The sequence below is a fragment of the Ercella succinigenes genome, from assembly GCF_900002895.1.
Map to the genome: position 1 here is coordinate 157069 of NZ_CDHP01000008.1, position 26851 is coordinate 183919.

The 26851-nt window shown below is 36.1% G+C and carries 28 protein-coding genes, 1 tRNA gene and 1 pseudogene; 29 read left to right on the forward strand and 1 reads right to left on the reverse strand.

Annotated features, from left to right (window positions below):
* Positions 1-12: 12 nt before the first annotated feature.
* The 3 genes from AC0KSB_RS02595 (at position 13) to AC0KSB_RS02605 (ending at position 1977) form a co-directional block, all read left to right on the forward strand.
* The gene (locus AC0KSB_RS02595) at positions 13-1338 is read left to right on the forward strand and encodes a hypothetical protein (RefSeq protein WP_472306428.1); all 1326 of its coding nucleotides are present in this window, start codon (positions 13-15) and stop codon (positions 1336-1338) included.
* A gap of 35 nt (positions 1339-1373) precedes the next feature.
* Positions 1374-1859 carry a YaiI/YqxD family protein gene (locus AC0KSB_RS02600; RefSeq protein WP_472306430.1) on the forward strand — a complete coding sequence of 162 codons (486 nt, stop codon included), beginning with the start codon at positions 1374-1376 and terminating at the stop codon, positions 1857-1859.
* 41 nt (positions 1860-1900) lie between these two features.
* Positions 1901-1977: transfer RNA gene (locus tag AC0KSB_RS02605), tRNA-Arg, on the forward strand.
* 54 nt (positions 1978-2031) lie between these two features.
* Here AC0KSB_RS02605 and AC0KSB_RS02610 read toward each other — a convergent pair.
* Positions 2032-2781 carry a prepilin peptidase gene (locus AC0KSB_RS02610; RefSeq protein ID WP_472306432.1) on the reverse strand — a complete coding sequence of 250 codons (750 nt, stop codon included), beginning with the start codon at positions 2779-2781 and terminating at the stop codon, positions 2032-2034.
* 138 nt (positions 2782-2919) lie between these two features.
* On the opposite strand from AC0KSB_RS02610, the gene tig reads away from it, so the two are divergent.
* The 26 genes and pseudogenes from tig (at position 2920) to AC0KSB_RS02740 (ending at position 26849) form a co-directional block, all read left to right on the forward strand.
* Complete coding sequence (gene tig / locus AC0KSB_RS02615; RefSeq protein WP_472306434.1) at positions 2920-4266, forward strand: trigger factor; 1347 nt, start codon at positions 2920-2922, stop codon at positions 4264-4266.
* Positions 4267-4433: 167 nt separating this feature from the next.
* A complete protein-coding gene (gene clpP, locus AC0KSB_RS02620) occupies positions 4434-5018 on the forward strand; it encodes an ATP-dependent Clp endopeptidase proteolytic subunit ClpP (protein ID WP_472306436.1) in 585 nt (194 codons plus the stop codon).
* A 4-nt stretch (positions 5019-5022) separates the two neighbouring features.
* Positions 5023-6429 carry an ATP-dependent Clp protease ATP-binding subunit ClpX gene (gene clpX / locus AC0KSB_RS02625; RefSeq protein WP_472306438.1) on the forward strand — a complete coding sequence of 469 codons (1407 nt, stop codon included), beginning with the start codon at positions 5023-5025 and terminating at the stop codon, positions 6427-6429.
* Positions 6430-6619: 190 nt separating this feature from the next.
* Positions 6620-8185, forward strand: coding sequence for a protein kinase domain-containing protein (locus tag AC0KSB_RS02630; RefSeq protein ID WP_472306440.1), 1566 nt, complete (start codon positions 6620-6622; stop codon positions 8183-8185).
* Between the two features lie 4 nt (positions 8186-8189).
* Complete coding sequence (locus AC0KSB_RS02635) at positions 8190-9410, forward strand: ATPase, T2SS/T4P/T4SS family (RefSeq protein ID WP_472306442.1); 1221 nt, start codon at positions 8190-8192, stop codon at positions 9408-9410.
* A complete protein-coding gene (locus AC0KSB_RS02640; RefSeq protein WP_472306444.1) occupies positions 9388-9957 on the forward strand; it encodes a type II secretion system F family protein in 570 nt (189 codons plus the stop codon). Before AC0KSB_RS02635 ends, AC0KSB_RS02640 begins: the two co-directional genes overlap by 23 nt.
* A 313-nt stretch (positions 9958-10270) precedes the next feature.
* Entirely contained in the window at positions 10271-10807 is a 537-nt protein-coding gene (locus AC0KSB_RS02645; RefSeq protein ID WP_472306446.1) for a hypothetical protein, read from the forward strand.
* A 62-nt stretch (positions 10808-10869) separates the two neighbouring features.
* Positions 10870-11106 carry a hypothetical protein gene (locus tag AC0KSB_RS02650; RefSeq protein WP_472306447.1) on the forward strand — a complete coding sequence of 79 codons (237 nt, stop codon included), beginning with the start codon at positions 10870-10872 and terminating at the stop codon, positions 11104-11106.
* An 11-nt stretch (positions 11107-11117) separates the two neighbouring features.
* Entirely contained in the window at positions 11118-11504 is a 387-nt protein-coding gene (locus AC0KSB_RS02655) for a hypothetical protein (protein WP_472306449.1), read from the forward strand.
* Entirely contained in the window at positions 11497-11997 is a 501-nt protein-coding gene (locus AC0KSB_RS02660; protein WP_472306451.1) for a hypothetical protein, read from the forward strand. Before AC0KSB_RS02655 ends, AC0KSB_RS02660 begins: the two co-directional genes overlap by 8 nt.
* A 15-nt stretch (positions 11998-12012) precedes the next feature.
* Complete coding sequence (locus AC0KSB_RS02665; protein ID WP_472306453.1) at positions 12013-12642, forward strand: SAF domain-containing protein; 630 nt, start codon at positions 12013-12015, stop codon at positions 12640-12642.
* Positions 12643-12727: 85 nt separating this feature from the next.
* Positions 12728-13684: a helix-turn-helix domain-containing protein gene (locus AC0KSB_RS02670; RefSeq protein WP_472306455.1), complete on the forward strand. Its 957-nt coding sequence runs from the start codon at positions 12728-12730 to the stop codon at positions 13682-13684.
* Positions 13685-13737: 53 nt separating this feature from the next.
* On the forward strand, positions 13738-14340 hold the full coding sequence (gene folE, locus AC0KSB_RS02675) for a GTP cyclohydrolase I FolE (RefSeq protein WP_472306457.1): 603 nt from the start codon (positions 13738-13740) through the stop codon (positions 14338-14340).
* Positions 14341-14346: 6 nt separating this feature from the next.
* Positions 14347-15639, forward strand: a complete 1293-nt coding sequence (gene folP, locus AC0KSB_RS02680) for a dihydropteroate synthase (protein WP_472306459.1) — start codon at positions 14347-14349, stop codon at positions 15637-15639.
* 81 nt (positions 15640-15720) lie between these two features.
* Positions 15721-16239 (forward strand): 2-amino-4-hydroxy-6-hydroxymethyldihydropteridine diphosphokinase, encoded by a 519-nt coding sequence (folK, locus tag AC0KSB_RS02685; RefSeq protein WP_472306461.1) that lies wholly within the window; start codon positions 15721-15723, stop codon positions 16237-16239.
* Positions 16240-16309: 70 nt separating this feature from the next.
* Positions 16310-16915, forward strand: a complete 606-nt coding sequence (locus AC0KSB_RS02690; protein ID WP_472306463.1) for a hypothetical protein — start codon at positions 16310-16312, stop codon at positions 16913-16915.
* A gap of 2 nt (positions 16916-16917) precedes the next feature.
* Positions 16918-18480 (forward strand): aminotransferase class I/II-fold pyridoxal phosphate-dependent enzyme, encoded by a 1563-nt coding sequence (locus AC0KSB_RS02695; RefSeq protein WP_472306465.1) that lies wholly within the window; start codon positions 16918-16920, stop codon positions 18478-18480.
* A gap of 22 nt (positions 18481-18502) precedes the next feature.
* Positions 18503-19180 (forward strand): dTMP kinase, encoded by a 678-nt coding sequence (gene tmk, locus AC0KSB_RS02700; protein ID WP_472306467.1) that lies wholly within the window; start codon positions 18503-18505, stop codon positions 19178-19180.
* A complete protein-coding gene (locus tag AC0KSB_RS02705) occupies positions 19177-19506 on the forward strand; it encodes a cyclic-di-AMP receptor (protein ID WP_472306469.1) in 330 nt (109 codons plus the stop codon). The genes tmk and AC0KSB_RS02705 overlap by 4 nt, the downstream gene beginning before the upstream one ends.
* Before the next feature lies 1 nt (position 19507).
* Positions 19508-20509 (forward strand): DNA polymerase III subunit, encoded by a 1002-nt coding sequence (locus AC0KSB_RS02710; protein WP_472306471.1) that lies wholly within the window; start codon positions 19508-19510, stop codon positions 20507-20509.
* Positions 20502-21305, forward strand: a pseudogene (locus AC0KSB_RS02715) (PSP1 domain-containing protein); the annotation flags it as partial. The gene AC0KSB_RS02710 and the pseudogene AC0KSB_RS02715, both read left to right, overlap by 8 nt.
* Positions 21306-21983: 678 nt before the next feature.
* On the forward strand, positions 21984-22154 hold the full coding sequence (locus AC0KSB_RS02720; RefSeq protein WP_472306473.1) for a DUF362 domain-containing protein: 171 nt from the start codon (positions 21984-21986) through the stop codon (positions 22152-22154).
* 88 nt (positions 22155-22242) lie between these two features.
* The gene (locus AC0KSB_RS02725; protein WP_472306475.1) at positions 22243-23136 is read left to right on the forward strand and encodes a tRNA1(Val) (adenine(37)-N6)-methyltransferase; all 894 of its coding nucleotides are present in this window, start codon (positions 22243-22245) and stop codon (positions 23134-23136) included.
* Positions 23137-23157: 21 nt separating this feature from the next.
* Positions 23158-24042, forward strand: coding sequence for a 16S rRNA (cytidine(1402)-2'-O)-methyltransferase (gene rsmI / locus AC0KSB_RS02730; RefSeq protein WP_472306477.1), 885 nt, complete (start codon positions 23158-23160; stop codon positions 24040-24042).
* A 54-nt stretch (positions 24043-24096) separates the two neighbouring features.
* On the forward strand, positions 24097-26055 hold the full coding sequence (metG, locus tag AC0KSB_RS02735; protein ID WP_472306479.1) for a methionine--tRNA ligase: 1959 nt from the start codon (positions 24097-24099) through the stop codon (positions 26053-26055).
* Complete coding sequence (locus tag AC0KSB_RS02740; protein WP_472306481.1) at positions 26055-26849, forward strand: TatD family hydrolase; 795 nt, start codon at positions 26055-26057, stop codon at positions 26847-26849. Before metG ends, AC0KSB_RS02740 begins: the two co-directional genes overlap by 1 nt.
* The last annotated feature ends 2 nt before the right edge of the window (positions 26850-26851 follow it).

Consider the following 26851-nt stretch of genomic DNA (forward strand, 5'->3'; position numbering starts at 1 on the left):
AGGAGAATTTTCATGAATAAAAAAATAAATAAAATTATGATTGTCATAATTATTTTTTTGATTATGGTTCTTCCTTCATCTGGTTGCGTTAGATTTAATAATGCATGGTATGACCTCACCGCTCGTTTTAGTGGTGAACAGGTTGAAATACATAATACAGGACAAAGATTGTCGGAAGTAGAATTAATAAAGCTTATTACTTCTGCTATTAGAGGAGACAGTGAACTTTCTTCATATTATCTTAGTATTCCTTCTAAGCAACTTAATGGAATTTCCTTGGATGAGTTTCAGCAATATATACGCTTTTTGCGAAAAGGTATCAGTGGAGATGTACATTCTTTTTTAATTATGTCGGATGAGGATCTTTTACAAAAACAGGAAGAAATGCGTATTGCTTTGCCGCAATATAGTGAATTAATTGACAATAGTATTGCCTATTGGATAATTTTTCGTCAATCCGGTAAAAATGATGAACAATTTGCAGTATACCTTCAGAAGGACGAAAACGGATTTGTGTATTTGTCTTCTGAGTGGGTACAGCAGCTTTTATATCTATCAAATTATGCCACCCTCTATTTTGATGCTATTGATACAAAAAATACGGAAGCTCTGGCTTTTTTGATTGATCAAACAAGTGAGAAAGATTCAATACTGATGGCTAGGTCTGCTTTTATTATTGATTTTTATCAAAACAATATATCCTCCAGAACGAATGAGTTCAGTTTAAGTTCAGCACAAATTGATAGTATAGAATTTGAACAATTTGGAATCAGAAATCTTGATAATACACAAGCAGTAAGCAGACGCGTGCAGTTTCGAATTGATTCCAGAGACGTTCTTTCGGCGGATGATGTTATTTTTGATGTTCTTAATCAAAATGATTTAATGGTGTATCATCAGAATGAACCTTTGTTTGAGCTGGCAAAAATTGAAGATTCTGATTTGTCAAAGGTCTGGTCTTACAGATTTGAACAAATCACAGGATCTCCTTTTTCACATACTGATGAAAATTGTAAAATATATGGTGATGGCAGCTCTCTTCTTAATTTGTCATATAATGGAATAAGTGTAAGTATTCAAGGTGACTGCCAAAACCATGAATCATGGAATGGCGTTGTCAGGTCAGTAATTTTAAGCAATTCCATGTATCGTCTAGGCAGTGGATTGCGTCCAGGAGATAGCGTGGATCAGATTTTGATCAGATATCCTTTTGCTGATGAAATGAATTATAATATTCAAGGTAAATTTGATGGAGGAACCGTCACAATGAAATTTGATATCGATCAAGATATTATAGATAAGATAGAGCTGTCGTTTGTTCCAGGAGAAATCAGTTGAAGGAAAATACTTTTCAATGAATTTTAAGAGGTAATATGGATTTAAAAGATATTAAAACGAACAACAACCATAACAGTTTTCAGGTTTTGGTAGACGCAGATGCTTGTCCCCAAAAAGTGAAAAGTATTGTAGAAAACCGGTGCAAAAAACACATGTGTAAATTAATTTTTTTTACCGATATTAATCATGAGATAAAAACAGCTTATGGAGATGTTGTTATAGTCGATCAGGGTCACGATTCAGTTGATCTGGCAATTATTAACCGAATTAGAACGGGAGATATTGTTGTTACACAAGATTATGGCTTGGCGGCGCTCGTTTTGTCGAAGAAAGCCTTTGCTATACATCCTTCTGGTAAAGCTTTTACAGATGCAAATATTGATTTCCTTTTGATGGATAGACATCTTTCTGCACAATCAAGAAGAGCAGGAGAAAGAGTGCAAAGACATAAAAAACGAAACAACAACGATAATGATAATTTCGCTGTATCTTTTGAAAAATATTTTTCAAAAGATGCTTGACAAAATCATTATACAAGATTACAATAACCTACGCTGCACATGCGCCCGTAGCTCAATTGGATAGAGCGTCTGACTACGGATCAGAAGGTTATGGATTCGATTTCTGTCGGGCGCGCCATAAGCAGGAAAGAGATGATCTGTTAAGAGTTTTTACTCAAAAGATCGTCTCTTTTTATATGTTTTGAATATAAAATATAAAAACTGTTGAAAAACCCACATAAAATGGAATAAAAAGTTCAGGTTTCAAACTAAATCTTGTGGTTTTATTTGTTTTACTAGTGATAATGAAAGCAAGGTACAGTATTATAATAAGAGCAATTATGATAAACCAAGGGATAATCATAGCTGATATTATAAGCACAACTGTTTCCCCTTTAAGACTTTGTATAATTGAAGGAAACTTTTCAAATAAGAGAATAAAAATAGAAAGTATAGTGATAATTACTATTTTTATTATTAACGGTAAAAATTGATTTAACTGCAAATTTGCCAGAATAAAAGCAGGAATCAAAAGCCAGATATAAATGCCATAAGGTGGATTTTTCTGATCATAACGTATCATTACCCATACAAGAAGCGAAGATGAATAGGCTGTAAAAAGCAAAGCTTTGGCAAAATCTGAATTTATAGTATGCGGAGAGAACAGTAGTGCCGATCCACTGAATAAAAGCATGGTAAGTATTTCAATTACCGCATATCTTGGAGAAATTTTTTTTTGGCAATATCTGCATTGTCTTTTCAAAAAAAGATAGCTGAAGACGGGTATAAGATCTTTGGGGGCAAGAATATGATCACAATTTGGACAGTGTGAACGATCTGTAGTAATATTCTTTTTTTCAGGTAATCTATAAATGCAAACATTTAAAAAGCTGCCTATCATAAGACCGTAGACCCCAAACAGGCAAATAAAGAAATAATCCATGAAGATCTCCTCTGTAGTTTTTTGTTAAGCCCCTAAGCAAGAAGTCTTGGGCTATCCTTTACATTTTACCATGCTTATGCTAAAATCTTGTAGCTATTGTCAATTTGGCACTTAGGTGCATTTTAGGAGGAATATATTATGGCTTCTGTGATGGAGAAGAAAGAAAAAAATGTGGTTACTTTGACCATTGATGTCACCCCCGAAGCTTTTGCAGACGCTTTACAGCGTGCATTTGCCAAAAACCGCAAGAATTTCAATGTGCCTGGATTCCGTAAAGGGAAGGCTCCAATGCAAATTGTGACAAAATATTATGGTGAAGGAATTCTTTATGATGATGCAATTGATTTTGCAGCAACTCCTGCTTATACAGCAGCACTTGAGGAACATGATATAGAACCTGTATCACGTCCAGAGATGGATATTATTGAGATTGGTAAAGATGTTGGACTCAAGTTTTCTGTAGATGTGACAGTAAAGCCTGAAGTTACTCTTGGAGCATACAAAGGTGTAGAGGCAGTAATGCCTGAAGTTTCTGTCAGTGATGAAGATGTTGAACGTGACCTTAAGGGTGTTCAAGAACGTAATGCCCGCCAGATAAACATAGAAGATAGAGCTGTCGAAGATGGCGATATTGCTAATATTGACTATGAAGGATTCCTTGATGGTGTTCCTTTCGAGGGTGGTAAAGGTGCAGATTATGATCTTACTATTGGATCAAAAACTTTCATTCCGGGATTTGAAGAGCAATTAATTGGAAAATCAATTGATGATGAGTTTGATATAGATGTTACTTTCCCTGAGGATTATGGTAGTGAAGAATTAAAAGGTAAAGCCGTTGTTTTCAAAGTTAAAATAAATGGAATCAAAGTAAGGGAATTGCCTGAACTTGACGATGAATTTGCAAAAGATGTGAGTGAATTTGATACTCTTCAGGAATATAAAGAAAGCCTGCGTCAGAAACTTCTGGATAATGCGCAAAAGAGAGCTGACGGAACTTTTGAAGATAATGTAGTACAAGCAGTTGCTGCTAATGCTACTGTTGATATTCCGGAAGTGATGATAGACCGTGAAGTTGAGCAGATGATACAAGAACAAAGCCAACAAATGCGCTATCAAGGTATAGAACTAGAGCAATATCTTGGATATATCGGACAAACTATGGATACTTTTAAAGAACAGATGAGGGATTCTGCTCAGAAAAGAATATTGATGAGTCTGGTCATTGAAACTGTTGCAAAAGTTGAAAACATTGAAGCAAGCGAAGAAGAAATTGAAGCAGAGATCGAAAGACTTGCTGCAATGTATCAGATGAAGGCCGAGGATCTAAAGTCAAGAATGCTTGGAGATGACAGTAATTTCGTTAAAGAAAATGTCATTCGTCAAAAATCCGTTGAACTTCTAAAGTCAGAAGCTGTGAAAATAGCTCCTCCGGAAGCTGAAGAAAAAGAAGAAGACGAAGATGTTTCAGATAAGGCTGAAAAATAATATTTTTTCAGATTATAGAAAAAATATTGAAACCAGTGAAACGAAAAATGCATACTGATTACAAAAAGATCGATAATGTAAAACAGGTATGCTAAAATGAATAAAAAAATGAGTGTAGGGGAGCTTTTATAAGTTCCCCATCGCCATATGGAAGGAGAACAAAAACAATGAGTCTTGTACCTGTTGTTATTGAACAAACAAATCGTGGAGAACGCTCTTATGATATTTATTCAAGATTACTTAAAGAGCGGATTATTATTTTAAGTGATGAGGTTAACTCTGTAACTGCAAGTCTTATAACAGCACAGTTGCTGTTTTTAGAGGCGGAGGATCCTGATAAAGACATTCAGTTATATATTAATAGTCCAGGGGGAGAGGTGACTTCCGGTCTCATGATTTATGACACTATGCAATACATTAAAGCGGATGTGCAGACTATATGTATGGGTATGGCAGCAAGTATGGGAGCTTTTCTTCTTGCTGCGGGGACTCCTGGTAAGAGATTTGCTCTCCCGAATGCGGAAGTAATGATCCATCAGCCTTCTGGTGGTGCACAAGGACAAGCTACAGATATACACATAGCTGCGGAACATATTCTTAAAATGAAAAAAAGATTGAATACTATTTTGGCTGAGCGTTGTAATCAGCCGATTGAAAAAATAGCACTTGATACAGAAAGAGACAGATGGATGGATGCTGAGCAGGCAAAAGATTATGGTATTATAGATCATATTATGGAGAAGAGGGCTTAATAAAATGTCAGATAGTGGAAACAAAGGAAAAGGTGGCGGACAACCGCCGCGCGGTGGAAGCAAAAAAGGTAATGGATCATCACAGGATATATATACTCCTGTTGCCTGTTCTTTTTGCGGAAAATCCGAAGGGCAGGTTAGTAGATTAATTGCCGGTCCTGGTGTGTTTATTTGCAATGAATGCGTTCAGTTATGTGAAGAGATTCTTGATGAAGAATTAGACGCTCTGGAAGCTGAAGCAAAAGAATATCCTGCTTTTACAGAATTAATGTCTCCACTGAAAATAAAAGAAGCCCTTGATCAGTATGTAATAGGTCAGGATAGGGCAAAAAAAGCATTGTCAGTAGCTGTTTATAATCACTATAAAAGGGTTTATTCGCAAAATAGTAAACAGATTGAAACAGGGAATAAAAAAAATGCGAAAAAAAACTCGGAAGAAAACAAATCTCAGACTGAAGATAAAAGTGTTCTGGAAGATGTGGAACTTGCAAAAAGTAATATTATGCTTTTAGGGCCTACAGGAAGCGGAAAGACTTTACTTGCACAGACCCTGGCAAGAATTCTTGATGTGCCTTTTGCAATTGCAGATGCAACCGCTCTGACAGAAGCCGGATATGTTGGTGAAGATGTTGAAAATATCTTACTTAAACTTATTCAAAATGCAGATTTTGATATTGAAAAAGCTCAAAGAGGCATAATATATATCGATGAAATAGATAAAATAACCAGAAAGTCCGATAACCCTTCAATTACGCGTGATGTAAGTGGTGAAGGTGTACAGCAGGCTTTGCTCAAAATACTTGAAAGTACTGTAGCTAATGTTCCTCCTCAAGGTGGAAGAAAACATCCGCATCAAGAATTTATTCAAATAGATACAACTAATATTCTTTTTATTTGCGGAGGTGCGTTTGACGGTATGGATAAAATTATCCAGGACCGAACAGGCAAAAAGTCTATTGGTTTTGGTGCTAAGATTGAAACTAAACAGGAAAAAGAGTCTGTAGACATTCTTAGTAAAATTATGCCGCAGGATCTCTTGAAATATGGTCTTATACCTGAATTTATAGGAAGAGTTCCGGTTATAGTTTCTTTGGAAGGATTAAATAAAGAGTCTCTTGTAAGGATACTCAAAGAACCTAGAAATGCTCTTGTAAAACAGTATCAAAAGCTGTTTGAGTTTGATGGTGTTGATTTGATTTTTGATGATGCAGCCATCGATGAAATAGCCAGCCAGGCATTGGACAGAAAGACAGGAGCCAGAGGCCTTAGAGCTATTTTGGAAGAAATCATGCTTGATATAATGTTTGATATACCATCAAGAGATGATGTTGAATCCTGCACAATAACCAAGGAAAGTGTTTTGAAAAAATCAAGCCCTCTCCTTATTTTGAAAGAAGAAAAAAGCGCCTGATTTTATTAGTTATATAAATTTTATCAACTGATAAATCATTTTAAATCTTTTTTGTAATTTTTTGACTAAAAATGTCTTGTTTTGTCGAAGAACAGATGTCCTTGTGGACATCTGTTTTTTGTATGCTAAATACATATTTTAATACATAGTAATTCTAATTTTTTTATGCTGCAAAGCGGAAAGGGGAAAAATGCAAAAGGCTGATCGTAATATTTGTCAGAGTATAGCTGAATTAAATCAGGAATGCTTTATAGCGATAGGTGGTAAAAATCAGTCATGGATAATATATCCAGAAGCAGATATTCCTTTATATGTTGCAAAATCTACTGATTCGTTTATTGATAGTTCAGTTGCTGAAAAGTTAAGAGAGATATATCATCGTGGAATTCCTCATTGCTATGGCAAGGTTTTTTTGCCTGCTATAGGTGAGGTTTGCTACATCTTTGACTACATTGAAGGGGTTTGTTTGAATGAAAAAAAATCAGGCATAAGCAACGATAACTTAATTTTAATATTCATAAAACTGTTTGAGCTTTTGGTTTATTTGCAAAACATGTTTGAAAAAGAAATATGGCATCTGGATATAAAGCCGGAGAATATAGTTATAAGAGAAAATGAGCCAGTATTAATAGATTTTGGAGCTGCTTTTTTTAGTAAAACAAGCGAACACAAAGAAATTCTGGGAGAAGTTGATAATAGTTATACTCCTGCCTATGCAGCACCAGAACTTCTATGCAATAAACCGAATTCAAGAAGTGATGTATATTCTCTAGGTTTGACCTTAGCCTGCAAATTATCTGTTTTAGATGTAGAGTTGTTTAAAGAAAAAACAGCAGAAGAAATAACTAAACTTTTTCCTGATAGTATTTCTGATCTTATTCTAAAATGCTTGAACTCTGATTCAAGTTCAAGACCTCAACCAGATGAAGCGGCATTTTTGTTGAGAAAGTATTTTGCCAATAAAGAAGAGCAATTATCTGATCAGATTGCTAATCACAAAAATCAGGTAATCTGCGTATGGCAGTCTGCTGAACTTGCTTGCGAACTTGCGGCATCAATTAGTTGCCAGAATAACAAGGTTCTTTTGATTGATGCCGACTGGCTTGATACAAGAGCAGATATTCTTTTAGGGTTCAAAAAAATAAATAAAGACAATATAAAACCAATAGTGGCAAATTATCTGGACACAGCTTTGAATGCAGTAGAAAAAAAACAGTTGTCTACAAATCAATTGGAAAATCTTTCTCAGGAAACAATCATAGATAATCTTTTTCTGCTTGCTCCTTCGGGCAGATTTGAACCATTTGAAAAAGAGCAGCTGAAATCATTTTATGATCTGCTCACAGTTGCTAGGTCGAGTTACAATTACATAATTATTCTAGTTAATTCTTTGGTGTATGACGAACTTTCCTGTATTTCATTATCTTTGTCAGATCTTATTATTGTTGCAGTTGATGGACAAACTGATTCAATACGTGCACAGGGAAGGACTCTGAATTTTTTGAAATTTCGCCAGCTTATAGATGCAGCAAAAGTAAATTTTGTGATTTTCGATTATAACAGTTCTTTGGATTTGAGTAGAGGCATTATAAAGGAGCTTTGTCAAAATAGAATTTTAGGTTTTGTTACATACAATTCAATGCGCAGAAGTCGGAAAAATTCTTCTAAGCCATATGCTTCTGTTATTAGCAGAAAAAATAAAGCTGAGTACAAGGACATTCTAAAAAAAATTAATATTAAAATTGAAAGCAGGTAGTATTATGGCTATTATTCAATCCCATGCATTGCTGGCTGAGAAGATTGCAAAATATAGCGCTAATCCCGATAAAAAGCATATTCAGCGTACAAAAAGCAAGGAAAATATAAATGGGAATCAGCTAAGCGAACTTGTATCAAGTGTTTGCTCAAGAATTCTGTCAGATAATCCTCAGATTGTTGCCCAAACTACAACTGGACAGATTAGTGAATCTGTTTTACATGACTTGATTATCCAATATGCAGAAGAACAAAGTATTAGAGCAGGATATTACAGACAGCAAATAAAAAAGCAGGTGTTTGATTCTCTGTTTGGTTATGGTCCTCTTCAGTTTTTAATTGATGATCCGGATATAAGTGATATTGATGCAATAAGTCCATACGATATAACTATAAAAAAGCATGGAATCAGATCCAGAGTAAGCATAAATTTTGACAGTGCAAACAGTTACGAAATCTTTTGTCGCCTGATCATAATAAGACAAGGCGGTCTTATAAATGAAAATGACAGTCATTGCAGAGTAACTGATTTTAAAAACAGATTGAGAATAAATGTAACTGTTCCGCCAAGAAGTCTAAATTTCTCATGTCTAAGTATTAGAAAGCATTCTGTGAAATCACCAACAATCAAAGACTTGCAAAAAACAGGCATGTTCAGTCTGGATCTGATTCCTGTTCTGGAAGCACTTGCAAAAACAGATAAAAGTATTCTGATATGTGGTAGAGGTGGTTCCGGCAAAACCACATTACTAAGAGCGATCATTAATTCGATGGATCCACTTGAACGAATTCTTATAGCGGAAAGTGATTCAGAAATATATCCAGAAAAAAGCTGTTGTCTTTGTCATAGGATAAAACAAAAAAATGAAGGCGGCAAACCGGTAAGCCTCAGGGATTTGATAAGAGACGGTCTGACAATGTCATTGGATACATATTGTATAGGTGAAATAGTTGGCGATGAAGCATATGAATTTATCAGAGCTGCATATTCGGGACATAGATGTCTTGCTACAGTTCATGCCGTGAGTGCTGAGGAGGCTCTCGATAGAGTTGTTTCACTTGCCAGAGGCTGTACGGTAAGTGAGCCTAACGAAATTCTGAGAAATATGCTTGCAAAGAGCTTAGATATTGTTATATTTTTGAATGATTTTGCAATACAAAGAGTTATTGAAGTAACTAATTATGTGAAAGAAAGTGGTTTATATGAGCATTCAATTATTTGGTAAAAAGAAATTGAGGAGACAGCAGGTTCTGATCTTAACAAGCAGTCTTAATAGATGGTGTCAGGTTAAAGCTGATATATTATTTGCTTTTGAACAATCTCTATTTTCAAGTTTGGATGGTTGGTTAAAAGAAGAAATAAAAACACTGCTGATAAGAACAAAAGGCGGCATGTCAATTGATGCTGCATTATCTGATTTTGCAAAAATATCCGATCAGGAAAATTTTCAGGATCTAATTATTGCTTTAAGAACAAATATAAAAAAAAGAGGTAATTTACCCCTTCTGTTAGAAAATCTTGAATATCAGTTTTTTCAATTAGAAGAAGTATGTGAACAAAGAAAAATTCTAAACAAATCTGATTTTAAAGTAGTTTTTATAGGTTTAATTATTTCACCTGCTATATTTTTTGGAAGAATGATTTTTAACCAACATATTTTTCAGACTTTTTTGGAGCAAAGTATCGGATTGTTTCTCTTAACGATTTCGGCTTCTGGATATCTCCTAGGCATATTTCTTTTCTGCAAAGCCGTTAAAAAAATAAGCTTTTGAAGTTATATTAAAGGGAGTGTTGTTTTTGTTAATTGTTTTTATCGTTTTATGGATATTGGCAGCAATAATAATTTACCATCTCATCCCCTCCGTATTTTGCAGGATCAGTCCAAGACTGTTGCAAACTAAAATTTTTTCTCTCCAGGATTTTCACAAAAACATTTTTTTCGCGAGATATCAAAATTGTTCAGAAAAAATTACAAAAGTTTTTATCAAAGCTGGTTTTTATAAAAAAAGACAGTACTTAATGATCTCCTTATTTTATGTTTTGGTTCTTCTGAATTCCTTTTTTTTATATCTTGGTGGAGTAGACTTGCAAAGATCAATAGCAACTGCAATAGCTTTGATATGTTTTATGAATTATATAATTGCCGGCAGAATAAAAAAACGAAAAAAATTATTTGATGCTACTTTATATAAGATATACAGGTTTATTAATATGCAATTAGATACAGGTTTAATACTTAGTGATATCATTGCTTATTTACCGGCGGCAGTAAATGATGCCACCGTTAAGCCTGAACTTGAAAAAATGTCTGCAGTCTACAAATTAACTGGTGATATAGACAAAGCTATTATTGAGATAAGCTTGAGCTTTGAGAGTAGAGAGACTGAGTTGTTTGGCAATCATTTAAAACAATGCCTTGAAACAGGTGTAGCAGGAAAAGCTTTTTCACAAATGGAATCTTTGCTTTTTTCCAGATATATATCACATATAAAAGCACAGAATAATAAAGTGAAGAACTTGTTATTATTTAGTCTGATTTGTTCATCTATTCCAGTAATTATCGTTATGGTATTTCCGGTTATACAAGAAATGATTCAGGCTCTCAATAGTATTTGGGTTTAAGTGGTTGTAACGGCAAAAGCTGTATAACATAAAAAAGCAATATAAGAAAGGGAGAAGTAGAAATGAAAAAAATTTTTAATGAGTTTTATTGGAAGGTGACAATGGGTTTTAACAAAAGAATCGGTAAAATGATCTTAAATCGCAAAGGGTTTGGCATCAATGAGGTTATAGGATTAGCTGCAGGCATTATTGTGGCGGCCGTGGTTATCATTCCGGGATTAAAGAGTTTTGCGACTCTAATAATGGATAAACTTTCGGAGTGGTGGACTGATATGGCAGCAGGTATTTTTTCAACCTGAATGTGAATGATATGGATAAAGTTATTATAGCTATCATGAGTTCTATAATTATCGTGATTATGTCTGTTCAATTTGTCCTGTTTGGTATTCCTTTTATTAAACAGTTGCAATTTGAAAGGATTTGCCATGGTTTTGCTATGGATATGGATGCAACTGGTGGCATGGATTTTGATGCAGTTATCACTATGGATGAAATACTTAGTTCTAATGGATTTCATATAACTGAGGCTGATATACCTTTTAATTATCCATATGGAGAGGAGATGCATTTTTACATTAAAGCTGAAACAGATGGCTACAGAATCAATAAATATCTGCTTTTGGAGATTTTATCTATTGAAATGACTTATGAATTTGTACTTAAATCCAGGAATTCAGGAGGTGAAATAATTGGCTAAGGCAAGGCTGAAAAAAATCAAAAATTCAAAAGGATCCATAGCTCTCTGGCTCATTATTATATTTATTTTTGTAATGATTTTACTGCCATTTGCTGCAGGCATTATCAAATTGAGTTCTGCAAATAATAAAATAAGCAGGGCGAGACATGTTTTGCAAATTGTTTTACCTCAAGCATGGCATGGTTTTCAGGAGGTTTATATTTCCGATAATAAGGAACATGTAGAAATAAAAATTGATGAAATTGCTGTTAGAGAAATTCTAACGCAAACTGCAGTACAAAATTTGAATTTGAATTCTTTTTCGAATTTCAGTATTGAGCAAATTGATATCGAATATATTGATTTGTATTATTCAAATGAAAACGTATATTTACACACCCCCAGAATTATAATGCATTTAACTTTACAGGGCAGTGAAAAATATAAGCTTTCCCACACTTATGTTATGTCTTTGAAGGCTTTAAGAGATGTTCCTTATATAGAAATTAATTAGAAGGAGTTGATATATTTGACAAGAAAAAAGCAGATTTGCCTTTCTGTATTCCTTGCTGTGGTGATTATAGGTGCTATATGGGTATGCAGACCTGTTTCTGCTGAAAAGAACATAGTATCAATAATTATAGTTTCTCAAAATGTTTCTTCCGGAAGTATTATTGAAAAAGAATACCTGAGTGTTATTGAAATTTCTGAAGAGCTTGCGACGGGGGATTTCTGTACAGACGAGGAAGAAGCGATAGGAAAAATTGCAGCGGTCGATTTACATCAAGGAGAAATATTATACAAATCCAGACTGACAACAAAACCTTCAGGTATTTCATATGCTCTACAGGATCCGGATAGTAGACTAATGACAATAGCACTTTCTCCTGATCTGGCGAATGGCTTTTGGCTGGCTGCCGGTAACAAAGTAGATATTGACTTGATTTCCAGAGATCCAAAGACTGAAGATAAAATTATCAGTCTTGAAAATATAGAAATAGCTGCGGTTATAACAAAACAACTTTCAACAACAGATTACTATTATCAAAAAGAAATAAGTACCCCAATGATTTCATTATCTCTTAATAGGGAACAGGCAAAAATTCTTGCAGAAGGCATGGTTTATCGAGATGTTAGATTAAGTGTTGTCTGCGAATAAGTAAATTATTAAATTTATTAGTTTAAAATCTGTATACATTCACATAAACCTGCTTTTCTGTTATTATGGAGAGCAGGTGATTTTAATGTTTGAGAATCTTTTGCCAGCTGTTGAACGAGGAATACTGGATTCCACAGGTTCAATTCCTGTGGTATTCAAGGGAATAGAAAGATCCTTTGAAAAGGGATCGGTTTTGTCGAGCCCGAGCAGACATAACTATCATGAGCTAACATATATGAGAAGCGGTAAGGCTGTTTTTGAAATTGAGGGTAGAAAGATGACCTTAGAGAAGGGTGCTACCTTGGTCATTAGGCCTCATATGGCTCATACCATTGATGTTAAAGATAGTTTCGCAGATATGGTTGTTCTTTATTTTGGTTTTTCAAAACGTTTTTCAGATCCGGCTAACATGCCTTCTTCTTTGAGGGATATTGCACCGGAAACGCTTGAGCAATTTATAAACTTTGCCAGTGGTAAAGATGAGCAGTCTGATCAGGATGACAGACAAAAAGATCCTTATCTTCTTATCAGAGGTAAAAGTCGTCAGGATATAGCTACCCTTGTTGAAAGAATTTTGAAAGAGAATCGTCAGGATTCCTATGGTGGTGAATTAATGATGCAGCTTCTGGCAATGGAGCTTCTTGTAGCTTTAGCTAGGGGTTTGCGTGAAGAATGGGAAGAAAGCCTTAGAGTAAGGACGGGCAAAGCAAGGGAATTGGTAAGAATAGCGAGAGACTATATTATAAGGAATCATGATAGGGACATCTCTGTAGCTGAGGCTGCTTCTTATGTTTTTCTTAGTCAGGGATATTTTACAAGGGCTTTCAGAGATGAAACAGGAATAAGTCCAATGGCTTTTCTAATGCAAGTCAGGGTTGATCATGCCTGTAAGCTTCTTGAACAACAAGATATAAAAGTGAGTGGTGTTGCTTCTAAAGTAGGGTTTTCAAGTCCTCAGAGATTTAATGCTGCATTCAGAAAGCATATAGGAATGACTCCTATGGCGTATAGAAGGAAAATGCAAAAAGAGACAAACAGATAAATGTAAATTTATTTGTTTGGAAATGAGAGTAAGATTTAAGGTGGCGGATTGCTATGAATAATGATATTTTGCCCCAGCACACGCATAAATCTTCTGTAGATACTCAGAAGATCGAAAGGGCAGTCAGAGATATTCTGCAGGCTATTGGTGAGGATCCTGACAGAGAGGGACTAAAAGAAACACCAGAGCGTGTTGGCCGTATGTATCGAGAAATATTTGCAGGCTTACATGAAGATGTTGAAGATAGTATAAAAGTTTTTAATGAAGCAGATCATGATGAAATGATTCTGGTTGGAGATATACCATTTTATTCAATGTGTGAGCATCATCTCCTGCCATTTATTGGCAAAGCTCATGTTGTTTATATTCCCGACGGAGGGCGAATTCTTGGCCTTAGCAAAATTGCCAGAATTGTCGATATGATGTCCAGAAAGCCACAGCTGCAGGAGAGATTAACTTCACAGATTGCAGATACTATAGTTAAAGCTGTAGAGCCATTAGGTGTTGCGGTTGTTGTCGAAGCAGAGCATTTATGTATGACAATGCGCGGCATTAAAAAACCTGGTTCCATTACTGTGACATCTTCTTTGCGAGGACTGTGTAAAAAAGATGCCAGATCACGTTCAGAAGCTTTGGCTCTGATTCGAAGGGTGTGAGCAGTTATGCCTGTTTTTAAAGCTGGTAAGCATAGAATAAATTGGGGGGAAAAAACACTTGTAATCGGAATTTTGAATATAACACCAGATTCCTTTTCTGATGGTGGCGATTATTTTGATTTTTCAAGTGCAGCGGCACAAGCCGATGCACTAATTGCCGAAGGTGTTGATATTATTGATATTGGTGGCGAATCGTCCAGACCTGGAAGTCGTTTAATAAGCATAGAAGAAGAATTGAAACGTGTTTTGCCTCTTGTTAAATACATATCGGGTAAATATAGTGAAATCCCCATTTCTGTCGATACATGGAAACATGAAGTGGCTGAAGCAGTGTTAGAAAATGGAGCCGCTATAATAAATGATATCTATGGTTTATGGGCTGATGATAAGCTGGCTGATGTAGTCAGTAAGTACAAAGCAGGATTGATATTGATGCATAATGCCGTCATTTACAGACATAACCATCCTGCAGCAAAAATGTTTGATTCTGCTTGGAGAATGAATCCTGTTGAAGCAATTTTTTATGAAAAAATGTCTTTGGGTGATTCTGTTGAGGCTGTTTTCCAAGCTAGTATAGAAAAGGCTGTTAAATCAGGAATTGATTTAGAACAGATAATGCTTGACCCTGGAATAGGTTTTGGGATTTCAGGTGAAGAGTCTTTGGCATTAGTGCGCAATTTATCCAAATTGCAAAAATTTAATCTGCCTTTATTAATAGCACCGTCCAGAAAAAGGTTTATTGGCGATATTTTGAATCTTCCTGTACAGGAGAGGGATATCGGAACCGCCGCAGTTGTTTCTGTAAGTATTGCTGAAGGCGCTGCAGCTGTTAGAGTTCATAATGCATCTGTTGCAATGCAGACAGTTAAAATTTGCGATGCCATATTTGCTTCAGTGTCAGACAAATCATCTCACATTCACGATGGTAAACCAGATATTGTCAGATTAAAAGGCTTACAATTTTACGGCTATACAGGGGTAATGGAAGAAGAGAAAAAAATTGGGCAGAGATTTGTTGTTGATGTTACAATGGAACTTCAGAATAACAAAGCTTCAAAAACAGATGAACTTTCTGAGACTGTAAATTATGCCGAGGTGTATGAGCTGATAAAAGCTATAGTTTCATGTAAAAGTTTTGATTTAATAGAAAGACTTGCCGGATATATTGCAGATCAGATTATAAATCAATTTAAGATTATTTGTTCTGTTGAGGTAACTGTAGGAAAGCCGCAGGCTCCTGTTTCAGGTATATTTAATGTTTTTGAAGCTTCTGTAAAAAGATATGCATTAAAACAATGATAGCTGGAGTTTAGGTTTAAAAGACTTGATGTTAGACTGTGTTTACATAGTATGTGATTAATCTATAGGGAGGTGCCTGGAATGCTTTTAGAAAAGAATAGTTCGGACACAAAGTCTGATGATAAGACGATTTTTGAAGGTGGCCTTTTAAACCAGGCGGTCCTATCCTTGGGATCCAATATGGGAGACAGACTTTTGATGCTTAGAGAATCACTGCAGCATCTTGAGTATAATCCGGAAATAGAGATAAAGGCTGTATCGTCAATTTATGAAACTGATCCTGTTGGTTATATTGATCAACCTGCATTTTACAATATTGCAGTTGAAATACTGACAAGCTTGTCTCCTGATAAGCTTTTAAATATTTGTCAGCAGATTGAAAAACAGTTTCACCGTGAACGAAAAGTCAGATGGGGGCCAAGGACTATAGATATAGATATAATTACTTATGAAAATCTTAAGATAAATACTCCGGATTTGACAATTCCGCATCCTAGAATGTATGAACGTGAATTTGTTCTTCTTCCGATAAAGGAGCTCGAAACTGGCGAAATCCAGGTTTCTGAAAATGTCAGACCCATTTACAGTCACTGGTATTAGCCTTGATATAACATTTTGATTTAATATGATAACCATACTTTATTGATTTTTGACCGGGAGGTAGTTCTTGATGAATCAGGAAAATAATAATAAGACAGACGCAAAACCTGCTGACAATAAAACAGCGAAAAAACAACATTATAGGGAAGTGCTAGGCGATTCTTCAAATAATATGCCAAATGCACAAAATGGCAATCGTAATAATAAAACCAGATCTGCGGATGGCAGAAATAACCGTAATGATTTATCTGCCAATGGTACGAGGCAATATGCTAACAATCGTCAGAACACAAGGCATAAAAAACCTCGTGGCAGAAAACCTGTTCAAACTAATATTGGTTCAACCGGCCCGGTTGAAAGAAATAATCAAAAAAATGTAAGTGAAAATAAGAGAAATAATGAACGGGTAAATCAGCCTGCAGAAGCAAGCAAAAAAGCAAAAGACGTAGCAGTTGAACAGATCAGTGTAAAAAATAATTCTGATATTAATGCAAAGACACAGCCGAAACAAAACAGAAATGCAAGAACAAGAAATCATAATCCTAAAACTGCGCGTTGGGAGAAAAAAATAAGGGCAGAAGAAACCTACGAAGATATTCGCCGTGATAATGAAAGAATAGAGAAGGAAATATGGCTTGAAATAGCAAGTATCCATACAATAAAACTGGATTTTTGATTATGGTTTCTGATAGTAATCAAGCAGCCGACTTGCTAAGCATTGCAAAATCTCTGGAAAAGGAAATGCCTTTGTTGGCCGCTTTGTTGCATTTAAATGCTTCAGAGCGGCTGTCTTATCATATGCCCGGGCATCGGAACGGCAGACAGTGGCCTCAATGGTTGAGAGAAAATATAACATATTTAGATACTACGGAGCTTTTAGGAAGTGATGATTTGCTTGCCCCTTCTGGTCCTGCTCTTAAGTCGCTTGAAATGATTTCAAAAACATTTGGATCAGGATGGTCACGTTTCCTTACTGCAGGAACTACATCTGGCATATTGTCTTTGCTTGCCACCTGTCCCGGCAGAGGTGGCAGACTGATGATGAGTAAAGTTTGCCACCAGTCGGTGCTTCATGCAGTGGCTCTCCTTGATATAGAAGTTATTTATGTTAAGCCAACTCTTTTTGTTCAAAATAAATCTGATGGTTGTGATGATGTTTTATTGCCTCAGATTAGCTGTGCAGATATTCAAGCAGCTTTTAAAAAATATGGTGCATGTGATGCAGTTTTTATAACCTCTCCCGATTATTATGGCAGCTGTGCAGAATTAGAATTGATAGCATCTTTTGTTCACGACAAGGAGTCTATTTTGTTAGTAGACGAGGCCCATGGTGCCCATTTAAGTATAGATTCGTCTCACATGCCGGTATCAGCAATGGTTGCGGGTGCAGATGCCTGCGTGCAAAGTGTCCATAAAACCCTACCTGCTCTTACATCTGCCGCTCTTTTGCATGTATCAGCTGAAGCTATTGAAAAAAATAGACTTGATCTGGATAGGTTATCTTCAATGATCAAGGTGTTTCATACATCTAGCCCTTCCTTTGCGATTGCCGGTAGTATTGAATATTCTCGATTTTATTTGCAAAGCTATGGTTCTGATTTGATAGACAATTTACTAAAAAATATTGAATACTTAGCAAAAAATCTGCCCTGGCAATTACGAATGGTCAGATGCTTGGATAATAAAACAAATAATGAAAAATCCATTACAAGAGATCCTTTGCGAATAGTCCTTTGTCTTACAGACCCTCGATATAGTGCTGGGGAGTTAAGTTTGTGGCTGCAAAAAAAAGGAATAGATATTGAGATGGCGGATTTATGTAGATTGGTGCTGATTCCTTCTCTTGATCAACCCAGAGAAGATTTTGAAATTTTGTCATTCTGGTTAAGAGATTGGTTTACCTTATCTGACAATAAATTACACTATAGTATTAATTCTAAAGTAAATAAAAATTTATATGAACTGGATAAAGTCTGGAAAGATTATCTGACTGAATATCCTTCTTTAAGAGAAAGTTCTGGTGAGATTATTTTTAAAAAAAGCAAAAAAAAGCTTGTTAGCTTTGAACAGGCAGTAAATTGTATTGCTGCTCAGGCAATTATTCCATACCCTCCAGGGATTCCTTTGATTTGGCCTGGAGAAATTTTGACAAAGGAAAAGCTTGATTTTATAAGTTTAATAAGTGAAAATGGTTTAAATATTACCGGTATTACTAATAAATCTTTATTTGTTATCGGTTGATAAGTTTCCATCAGGAGAGGTTATGATGTATAATAATGAGTGTAAACCATTAGGTGATAAGTTTGAAAAAACTAAAAAAGGAGTTTTTCTAACACTTGAAGGGATTGATGGTAGCGGTAAAACCACTCAGATTCAGAGAATTATTGATTTTTTGCATCAGGCTGACAAGGAAGTAGTATCTTTAAGAGAACCTGGCGGAACAGTAATAGGAGAGAGCATACGAGAAATTTTACTTGATAAAAAAAACACTTGTATGTCTTCAGAAACTGAGCTTTTGCTTTTTGCAGCTGCTAGAGCCCAACTTGTAAAACAAGTCATTAAGCCGGCTCTGGAAAGGGGTGCCTGGGTTTTATGTGATCGTTTTATGGATTCTACTGTGGCATATCAAGGATATGGAAGAAACATAGAACTGGATATGATTGATAAGCTAAATAGGATTGCGGTAGGTAATTGTAGACCAGATATAACTTTGTTGTTTGATGTAGAAGTACCTTTAGCGGTAAAAAGACTCACAAGCAGGTGCGGTAAAGAAGACAGACTTGATTTAGAAGATAAAAGTTTTATGGAAAAGACCAGAAAAGGTTATTTGAATTTAGCGAAAAATGAACCGGAAAGATTTCGTCTGATAGATGCGAGTCGATCAGAAGAAGAAATACAATATCATATACAGTGTATTTTAAGGGAGGGCACAGACCTATGAAACTAATTTATGCGATCGTTCACGATGAAGACAGTCCGCGATTGATGGCTGAACTCAATCGCTCAGGTTATCGCGTAACTAAACTCAACTCAACAGGTGGTTTTTTAAGATCAGGCAATACCACTTTGATGATAGTGGTTGATGATGAACAACTGGAAGAAGTTTTAGGCATTGTTCGTAAATTCTCCAGTAGTCGTCAGGCTGCAATTAATACTAATGTTACGCCTTCTTCTATGGGAGGATCTTATATTCCTTACCCTGTGGAAGTAATGGTCGGCGGTGCTACTGTTTTTGTTCTTAATGTTGAACATTTCGAGAAGATGTAATATGCCTTTTCCCGAATTGGTTGGTCAGGGTCAATTAAAAAAAAGACTTGATATGGCTCTAAATGATTCACCAGGACATGCTTATCTTTTTTCAGGATCGGCAGGTTCAGGAAGACATTCTTTTGCCAAAGCTTTTGCTAAAGCTTTATTATGTCAACAAATTGATGATAAAGGTGCCTGTGGACAGTGTGATGCCTGCAGGCATTTTGAACTTGGAGTTCATCCTGATTTCAAAAAGTTGACAATGTCCGACAAAGAAAAAAATATCAAAGTTGAAAGAGTCCGACAATTGTGTTCTGATATACATCTGGCACCGCAATCCGGTAACAGAAAAATATATCTTATAGATGCTGACTTTTTGAATGAGCAGGGACAAAATGCATTGCTTAAATCTTTGGAAGAGCCTCCAGAGTATGTTGTTTTTTTGCTGACTGTAGCAGGTATTGAGCACTTGTTGCCGACTGTATTGTCTAGAGTCAGCGTTTTAACTATGCAAAGATATTGTGAGGAAGATTTGATCAAAATCCTGCAGTTTTCAGGATATGACAACACCAGTGATTTAGCTTTTCTGGTAAGATATGCAAATGGCCTTCCCGGTAAGGCTCTGGAGCTTGCGGGAGATGATCATTTTGGGGTTTTAAGAGAAACAGCAATAGATTTTTATCTGGAACTTGCGGAGAAAAGCCGTACCGAGCTTCTCAGTGCCGGGTATGCCTATTTTGATGAAAAAAAAGAAGATATTTCGTTTTTGCTTTCTGTTTTTGCAAGTCTGATTAGAGATCAATTGTTGATAGCTGCTACTGATAAAATGGATATAATTGTTAATCAGGATATGATTAGTCGTCTAAAAGAGGCTCTGCCGGCAAAAGATCCGCAAAAAAAATTGTGGAAATGTTATGATTCTATTCTTGCTGCAAATCGGGCTCTTTCACTTAATGCAAGTTTTGAAGTTCTGATTTGCCAATTATTGCTTTCTTTACGAAAGGAGCTAAATAATGCCTAAAGTCGTCTCAATTAGATTTCATGGTGCTGGTAAAGCCTATCATTTTGATCCTGTAAATTACGAGTTGCATCAAGGCGATGCAGTAATCGTAGAGACTGTACAGGGAATTGAATTAGGTATAGTGGCTGATGAAATAATGGAAATAGCAGAAGAGAAGTTAGTAGCTCCTCTGAAACCTGTTTTAAGAAAAGCAGATGAGGAAGATTTATCCCATTATGAGGAAAATCGTGTTAAAGAATCTGAGGCTTTTAAAATTGCTTCAGAAAAAATTGCTGCGCGTGATCTGGAAATGCATTTGGTTGACGTGGAGTATACTTTTGATAACCGTAAAATAATTTTTTATTTTACGGCAGATGGGCGTGTTGATTTTAGAGAATTGGTAAAAGATCTTGCTGCAATATTCCGAATAAGGATAGAGCTGCGACAGATAGGTGTTCGAGATGAAGCAAGGATGATCGGAGGCGTAGGCATCTGTGGTCGTGAATTATGCTGCTGTTCATTTCTAAATGATTTTGTTCCGGTTTCAATAAAAATGGCAAAAGAGCAAAGTCTTTCAATGAATCCTGTTAAAATATCAGGTATATGTGGACGTTTAATGTGCTGTTTAAAATATGAGCAAGAGGCTTATGAAGATGCTCATTCTCGTATGCCTAAACAAGGGCATCAAGTATCTACACCAGAAGGTATAGGGTATGTCGAATCGATAAATCTTTTAAAAGAAACAGTCACAGTAAGACTCGATCGGGGAGGAGAAAACGATCTGATCGTGTTCCCGAATGAACAGATAACTGTTATAGGTGGCAAAAATGCTAAAAAATGCCCGCATGGCGGTTGCTCCGCGCATCATCAGGATAAAAACAGAGGAAGGGCTGCTACTGCCCCTATGCTTGAACCTGAAGATGATTCAGCATGGCCAAAATTGGATGCTGATGGCAATATGCTCGCTGATGATGAAGCAAACAATACAATAGTTAAGCTTGATGAGCCTGAATTGTGTAATCTTGCCATTGCAGAGCCGGAAGATTTTTCTCCAGCTAATAAAGCTGAAGAAATTTCCTCAGAAAGTACAAATAAAGAAAAAAACAAATCTCAGATAAAACAAAATGACAGCAGAAGTAATAATGCAAGAAGAAGCAGGAAAAACCGAAAAAATCCCGGTAACAGAAGTGGTTTAAATAATAATAGGAAACAACAATTTTCTGAATCTGACCAGAGTCATGATGGCGATGCCGTAAGCAAAAAAAATCATCAAAGAGGGCGTAATTTCAAAAATAAATCTGCAGATGCGAAGCGCCGGGGAAATTTCGGGAAAAACAATCAGAACGAATCAAGCTCTGAAGGACAGGGGAGAAACCGACCTGTTGAACGTAAATAAATGGTAGTTATGATATAAAGACTTGCTCAGTTTGGCTGGTAGTGTTAGAATTAATTCAGCTTAAGACGCTAAATAAACCTAATAATGGAGGTGTGCACGATGGCATATGTCATTACCGATGCTTGCATTTCATGTGGAGCCTGTGAATCTGAGTGTCCTACAAGCGCAATATCAGCAGGCGATTCACTTTACGTAATCGACGCAGAAAGTTGTATTGATTGTGGAGCTTGTGAGCCAGTTTGCCCTACACAGGCAATTAAACCTAACTGATTTACAAAATCAAAAATCTTATACAAAAAGGGAAAGCGATAGCTTTCCCTTTTTGTATAAGATAAAAATAAATTCAGGAGTATACTAAGTGACACAAAAAAACACAATTAGCAGAGCAATAAAGCTATATTCAGACGAAACTGTTGAAGATCTGCAAAGATCAGGTTTCAGACTCATACAGCCTACATACGGATTTCGGTTTGGAGAAGATTCCGTGATGCTTGCAGCTATTGCTTCAGATATTTGCCAATCCAAATACAGAAGCAAGACGATAGCTGATCTTGGTGCTGGAAGTGGTGCAGTAAGTTTTTTAATGGCGGCTAGAAATCCGTTTTTTAATTTTGTTGCGGTAGAATACGATCAACACCGTTTTAATTGCCTTAGTAGAAATATAAAATTAAATAAACTTGAAGAAAGAATGATTGCTATTGAGGCCGATATTCATGATTTAGCATATAAAGCAGAAAATAAGCAAAAATGGCCTGAGTTACTGATTCCTAAAAGTTGCGATTTTGTAGTCATGAATCCACCATATCGGCTTGCTACAGACAAAAGCAAATTACAATGGGAAAAAGGAGATAGACGTATCTGCAGTAGTTTGCTTGCTGCGGAAGAAATTGGGTTGACTCTTGCTGATTTAATGAAGGTTACTGCCAGACTGCTTAAGCCTTATGGCATAATGGTAATGGTGCACCGGCCGCATCGATTGCCAGATATAATAGAATGTATGAGAAAATATAAAATTGAACCGATTGGTTTACAACCACTTGAATCGATATCTGGAAGAGTGCCTTCGCGAATTATTGTAACTGGAAGACTTCATGGCAAAAGCGGAGGATTCAAGTGGCAACAAGCGATTGTTATTTGCAATAAAGCTGGAGAATACACCGAAGAAGTTAAAAATATGTACGGTAATGAACCTGCTATGCCTGAAAAATATTTGTGGGAAGGCCTGGAAAATAAATCAGATAATTGGCAATAGACCAGTATGGAGGGAAATTTGTTGCAGTATGATTTTTCAAATCAGAATAAAGGGAATCTTTTTTTAGTAGCAACTCCAATAGGCAACGATGGAGATATATCACTAAGAGCTATTGAAATTCTAAAATCGGTAGATTTAGTGGCTGCAGAGGATACAAGGGTAACGGCTATACTTTTGTCAAAGCATAATATACATAAGTCACTGGAAAGTTACCATGAGCATAACAAAGCAGCAAAAGGCAGTAAATTGATTAACTTGTTAAAAGATGGATTAAATATAGCACTTGTTACCGATGCTGGAATGCCTTGCATTTCGGATCCTGGAGAAAGTCTTGTTCGTCTTTGCCATGAAAATGATGTTGCTGTTACAGTTGTCCCTGGAGCAAATGCTGCACTGACGGCTTTGTCAGCTTCTGGTTTAGATACTTCTCGTTTTGTTTTTGAAGGGTTTTTGCCTGTAGAGTCAAAGGATAGGAAACAACGCTTAACAGAAGTTTCTACTGAGAAAAAAACAATAATATTGTATGAAGCACCACATAGACTAAAAAGAACTTTGGATGACTTATCTGCCGTTGGACTGGAGGATCGTAAGATATTAATTGCCAGGGAATTAACAAAAAAGTATGAAGAATGGAAGCGCTTAAGCATTTCAGAAGCAAAAAAAATGTATAGTTCTGAGAAAACCCGCGGAGAATATGTAATTGTGATTGAAGGTGACGATGAATATCAACGCAGATGTCCTCCGGATAAAAATCAAATACTAAAAGAAGCTGAAGAGGAAATAAAAAAGATGTTGGAACAGGGTATTTCAGTAAGCAGAGCAGCAAAAATACTTGCAGAAACAAGTACAATGAAAAAAAATGAACTTTATCAACTTGGGCTTGATTTGCAGTCTCGATTAGATTAGATATAATAACAAGGATAGAGACCGGAATTTTTTCGGCAGCAGGAGGGAATGGAAATGAAAAAACAACCATATTATATTACAACACCAATTTATTATCCAAGCGATAAACTTCATATTGGTCATTCATATACAACGGTAGCAGCTGATGCCATGGCCAGGTACAAGCGGCTTAAAGGCTATGATGTGATGTTTCTGACAGGAACGGATGAACATGGTCAGAAAATTCAAAGAAAAGCCCAGGATTCCGGCGTATCTCCTCAGGAGTATGTTGATAACATAGTAGCAGGCATTAAGGATCTCTGGAAGCTTCTTGATATTTCGTATGACAGATTCATTAGAACAACCGACGCTAATCATGAGGCCGCTATACAACATATTTTCCAAAAATTATATGATAAAGGTGATATTTATAAAAGTGAATATGAAGGCTGGTATTGTACGCCCTGCGAATCATTTTGGACAGAAACACAACTTGAAAAAGGCAATTGTCCTGATTGCGGACAGGAAGTAGAAAAAACCAGAGAAGAAAGCTACTTTTTTCGTTTGTCTAAATACCAGCAAGCTTTAATTGATTTATTTGAAAATAACCCCGAATTTATACAACCTGCTTCAAGGGCGAATGAAATGTTAAATAATTTTCTGCGTCCCGGGCTTGAAGATCTTTGTGTTTCCCGCACTACTTTTGATTGGGGAATAAAAGTACCTTTTGATCCTAAGCATGTGGTGTATGTTTGGATAGACGCTTTATCGAACTATATTACCGCTATGGGTTATCCTGACACCACAGGCGATCTGGCTAGATACTGGCCTGCTGATGTACAGCTTGTAGGAAAAGAAATTGTGCGGTTTCATACAATAATCTGGCCTGCTATGCTGATGGCTTTGGATTTGCCTTTGCCTAAACAGGTTTATGGACATGGCTGGTTACTTTTCAGAGATGGGAAGATGTCAAAATCAAAGGGCAATGTTATAGACCCTGTAGTTTTATGTGAAAAATATGGCGTTGATGCAATCCGGTATTTTCTTTTGCGCGAAGTTCCTTTTGGTTCAGATGGCAATTTTTCAAATGAGGCGCTGATAAACAGGATAAACAGTGATCTTGCAAATGATCTGGGTAATTTGGGAAGCAGAACTGTCGCTATGATTGAAAAAAATTTCCCTGATGGATTGCCTCTGGAAAAAACGACCGGCGATTTTGATGAAAGTCTATTAAAAATGATTACAGAATTGCCTGATAAGGTTGAACAAGCAATGGAAAAATTGCAATTCAGTCTGGCTTTAAGTGAAATATGGCGTCTGGTTGCAAGAAGTAATAAATATATTGATGAAACACAGCCTTGGATTTTAGCAAGAAATGAAAGTGATAAGGGAAGATTGGCCGCTGTTTTATATAATCTTGCGGAAGCATTAAGAGTTATTTCTATTTTATTACAGCCTTTTATGCCTTCGACAAGTAAGAATATTCAAATGATTCTAGGAATTAAAGATGAGTCGGTATTAACTTGGGAAAACAGCAAAAAACTGGGACTTTACCAATCTGAAAACCTGGTTTGTAAAACACAGCCTTTATTCCCCAGAATTGATTTAGATAAGGAAATCGCTTCCTTAAATGATCTTTTAGAAGCACAAAAAAATATCGTGCCGGAGGAAAATACCACCGAACAAGAGGAGGTAGTTTCTGAAGCAAAACCTTTGATAGAATTTGATGATTTCCTCAAGATGGATTTAAAAATAGGAACTGTTAAAGCTTGCGAAAAAGTAAAAAAAGCAGATAAGCTTCTTTGCTCACAGATAGATATGGGAACGGAAGTAAGACAGGTAGTTTCCGGTATTGCACAATCATATACCCCAGAAGACATGATAGGAAAACAGGTTGTAGTCGTAACTAATCTTAAGCCAAGAAAAATAAGAGGACTTGAGTCACATGGCATGATTCTTTGCGCATTGACATCAGAAGGATATAAGGTTCTTATTCCAGATGATGAGGTTCCTGCAGGCTCAGAGGTAGGATAATGCGGTGGTTTGATACACATGCGCATCTTCAAGATGAAAAATTCAGTACCGATTTCGAAAAAATTATCAAAAGATCGCTCCAGGCAGATGTACTAAGAATACTTTTGCCTGGAGCAGACTTAGAGAGTTCGCAAAGAGCTGTCGAATTATCTGTTAAGTATCCAGATGTTTTGTGTTGCAGTGTTGGTATACATCCGCATGATGCATCACAGGCTGACGGTAATTCCATAGAGATAATAAAAAAACTTCTTGATGAAAAACAGAAAAATAGAATTGTTGCTGTAGGTGAAGTCGGGTTGGATTATCATTATGATTTTTCGCCAAGAGATATTCAAAAAAAAGTTTTTCAACAATTTATAGAGCTAGCCTCTGTATACGATCTTCCCTTAATTATACATAACAGAGAATCTACGGAGGATTGCATTAAGATTTTAAAAAAAATGAAAGACAATGGAATTTTAAGAAATATTCCCGGAGTTTTTCATTGTTTTTCTGGTAGTCCTCAGACTGCTGAGATTTTGCTGGATATGGGTTTTTATCTTGGTTTTGATGGGCCTATAACTTTTAAGAATGCAAAAAAGGCAGCAGAGGTGATCAAGCTTTGTCCTAAAGAAAGACTTCTTATTGAGACAGATAGCCCTTATTTGACACCTGAACCGTTTCGTGGCAGACGCAATGAACCCTCATATCTAAAGTATGTGGGAAACAAAATGGCAGACATACTACAGATGGAGCCTGAGCAAATTGCTGAATTGACTTTTAGAAATGCTCTTTGCTTATTTGATTTGCGATAATT

Coding starts and splice junctions, on each gene's coding strand:
- AC0KSB_RS02595 (WP_472306428.1), top strand. CDS start 13: ATGAATAAAAAAATAAATAAAATTATGATTGTCATAATTATTTTTTTG.
- AC0KSB_RS02600 (WP_472306430.1), top strand. CDS start 1,374: ATGGATTTAAAAGATATTAAAACGAACAACAACCATAACAGTTTTCAG.
- AC0KSB_RS02610 (WP_472306432.1), bottom strand. CDS start 2,781: ATGGATTATTTCTTTATTTGCCTGTTTGGGGTCTACGGTCTTATGATA.
- tig (WP_472306434.1), top strand. CDS start 2,920: ATGGCTTCTGTGATGGAGAAGAAAGAAAAAAATGTGGTTACTTTGACC.
- clpP (WP_472306436.1), top strand. CDS start 4,434: ATGAGTCTTGTACCTGTTGTTATTGAACAAACAAATCGTGGAGAACGC.
- clpX (WP_472306438.1), top strand. CDS start 5,023: ATGTCAGATAGTGGAAACAAAGGAAAAGGTGGCGGACAACCGCCGCGC.
- AC0KSB_RS02630 (WP_472306440.1), top strand. CDS start 6,620: ATGCAAAAGGCTGATCGTAATATTTGTCAGAGTATAGCTGAATTAAAT.
- AC0KSB_RS02635 (WP_472306442.1), top strand. CDS start 8,190: ATGGCTATTATTCAATCCCATGCATTGCTGGCTGAGAAGATTGCAAAA.
- AC0KSB_RS02640 (WP_472306444.1), top strand. CDS start 9,388: ATGAGCATTCAATTATTTGGTAAAAAGAAATTGAGGAGACAGCAGGTT.
- AC0KSB_RS02650 (WP_472306447.1), top strand. CDS start 10,870: ATGAAAAAAATTTTTAATGAGTTTTATTGGAAGGTGACAATGGGTTTT.
- AC0KSB_RS02655 (WP_472306449.1), top strand. CDS start 11,118: ATGGATAAAGTTATTATAGCTATCATGAGTTCTATAATTATCGTGATT.
- AC0KSB_RS02670 (WP_472306455.1), top strand. CDS start 12,728: ATGTTTGAGAATCTTTTGCCAGCTGTTGAACGAGGAATACTGGATTCC.
- folE (WP_472306457.1), top strand. CDS start 13,738: ATGAATAATGATATTTTGCCCCAGCACACGCATAAATCTTCTGTAGAT.
- folP (WP_472306459.1), top strand. CDS start 14,347: ATGCCTGTTTTTAAAGCTGGTAAGCATAGAATAAATTGGGGGGAAAAA.
- folK (WP_472306461.1), top strand. CDS start 15,721: ATGCTTTTAGAAAAGAATAGTTCGGACACAAAGTCTGATGATAAGACG.
- AC0KSB_RS02690 (WP_472306463.1), top strand. CDS start 16,310: ATGAATCAGGAAAATAATAATAAGACAGACGCAAAACCTGCTGACAAT.
- AC0KSB_RS02695 (WP_472306465.1), top strand. CDS start 16,918: ATGGTTTCTGATAGTAATCAAGCAGCCGACTTGCTAAGCATTGCAAAA.
- tmk (WP_472306467.1), top strand. CDS start 18,503: ATGATGTATAATAATGAGTGTAAACCATTAGGTGATAAGTTTGAAAAA.
- AC0KSB_RS02705 (WP_472306469.1), top strand. CDS start 19,177: ATGAAACTAATTTATGCGATCGTTCACGATGAAGACAGTCCGCGATTG.
- AC0KSB_RS02710 (WP_472306471.1), top strand. CDS start 19,508: ATGCCTTTTCCCGAATTGGTTGGTCAGGGTCAATTAAAAAAAAGACTT.
- AC0KSB_RS02720 (WP_472306473.1), top strand. CDS start 21,984: ATGGCATATGTCATTACCGATGCTTGCATTTCATGTGGAGCCTGTGAA.
- metG (WP_472306479.1), top strand. CDS start 24,097: ATGAAAAAACAACCATATTATATTACAACACCAATTTATTATCCAAGC.
- AC0KSB_RS02740 (WP_472306481.1), top strand. CDS start 26,055: ATGCGGTGGTTTGATACACATGCGCATCTTCAAGATGAAAAATTCAGT.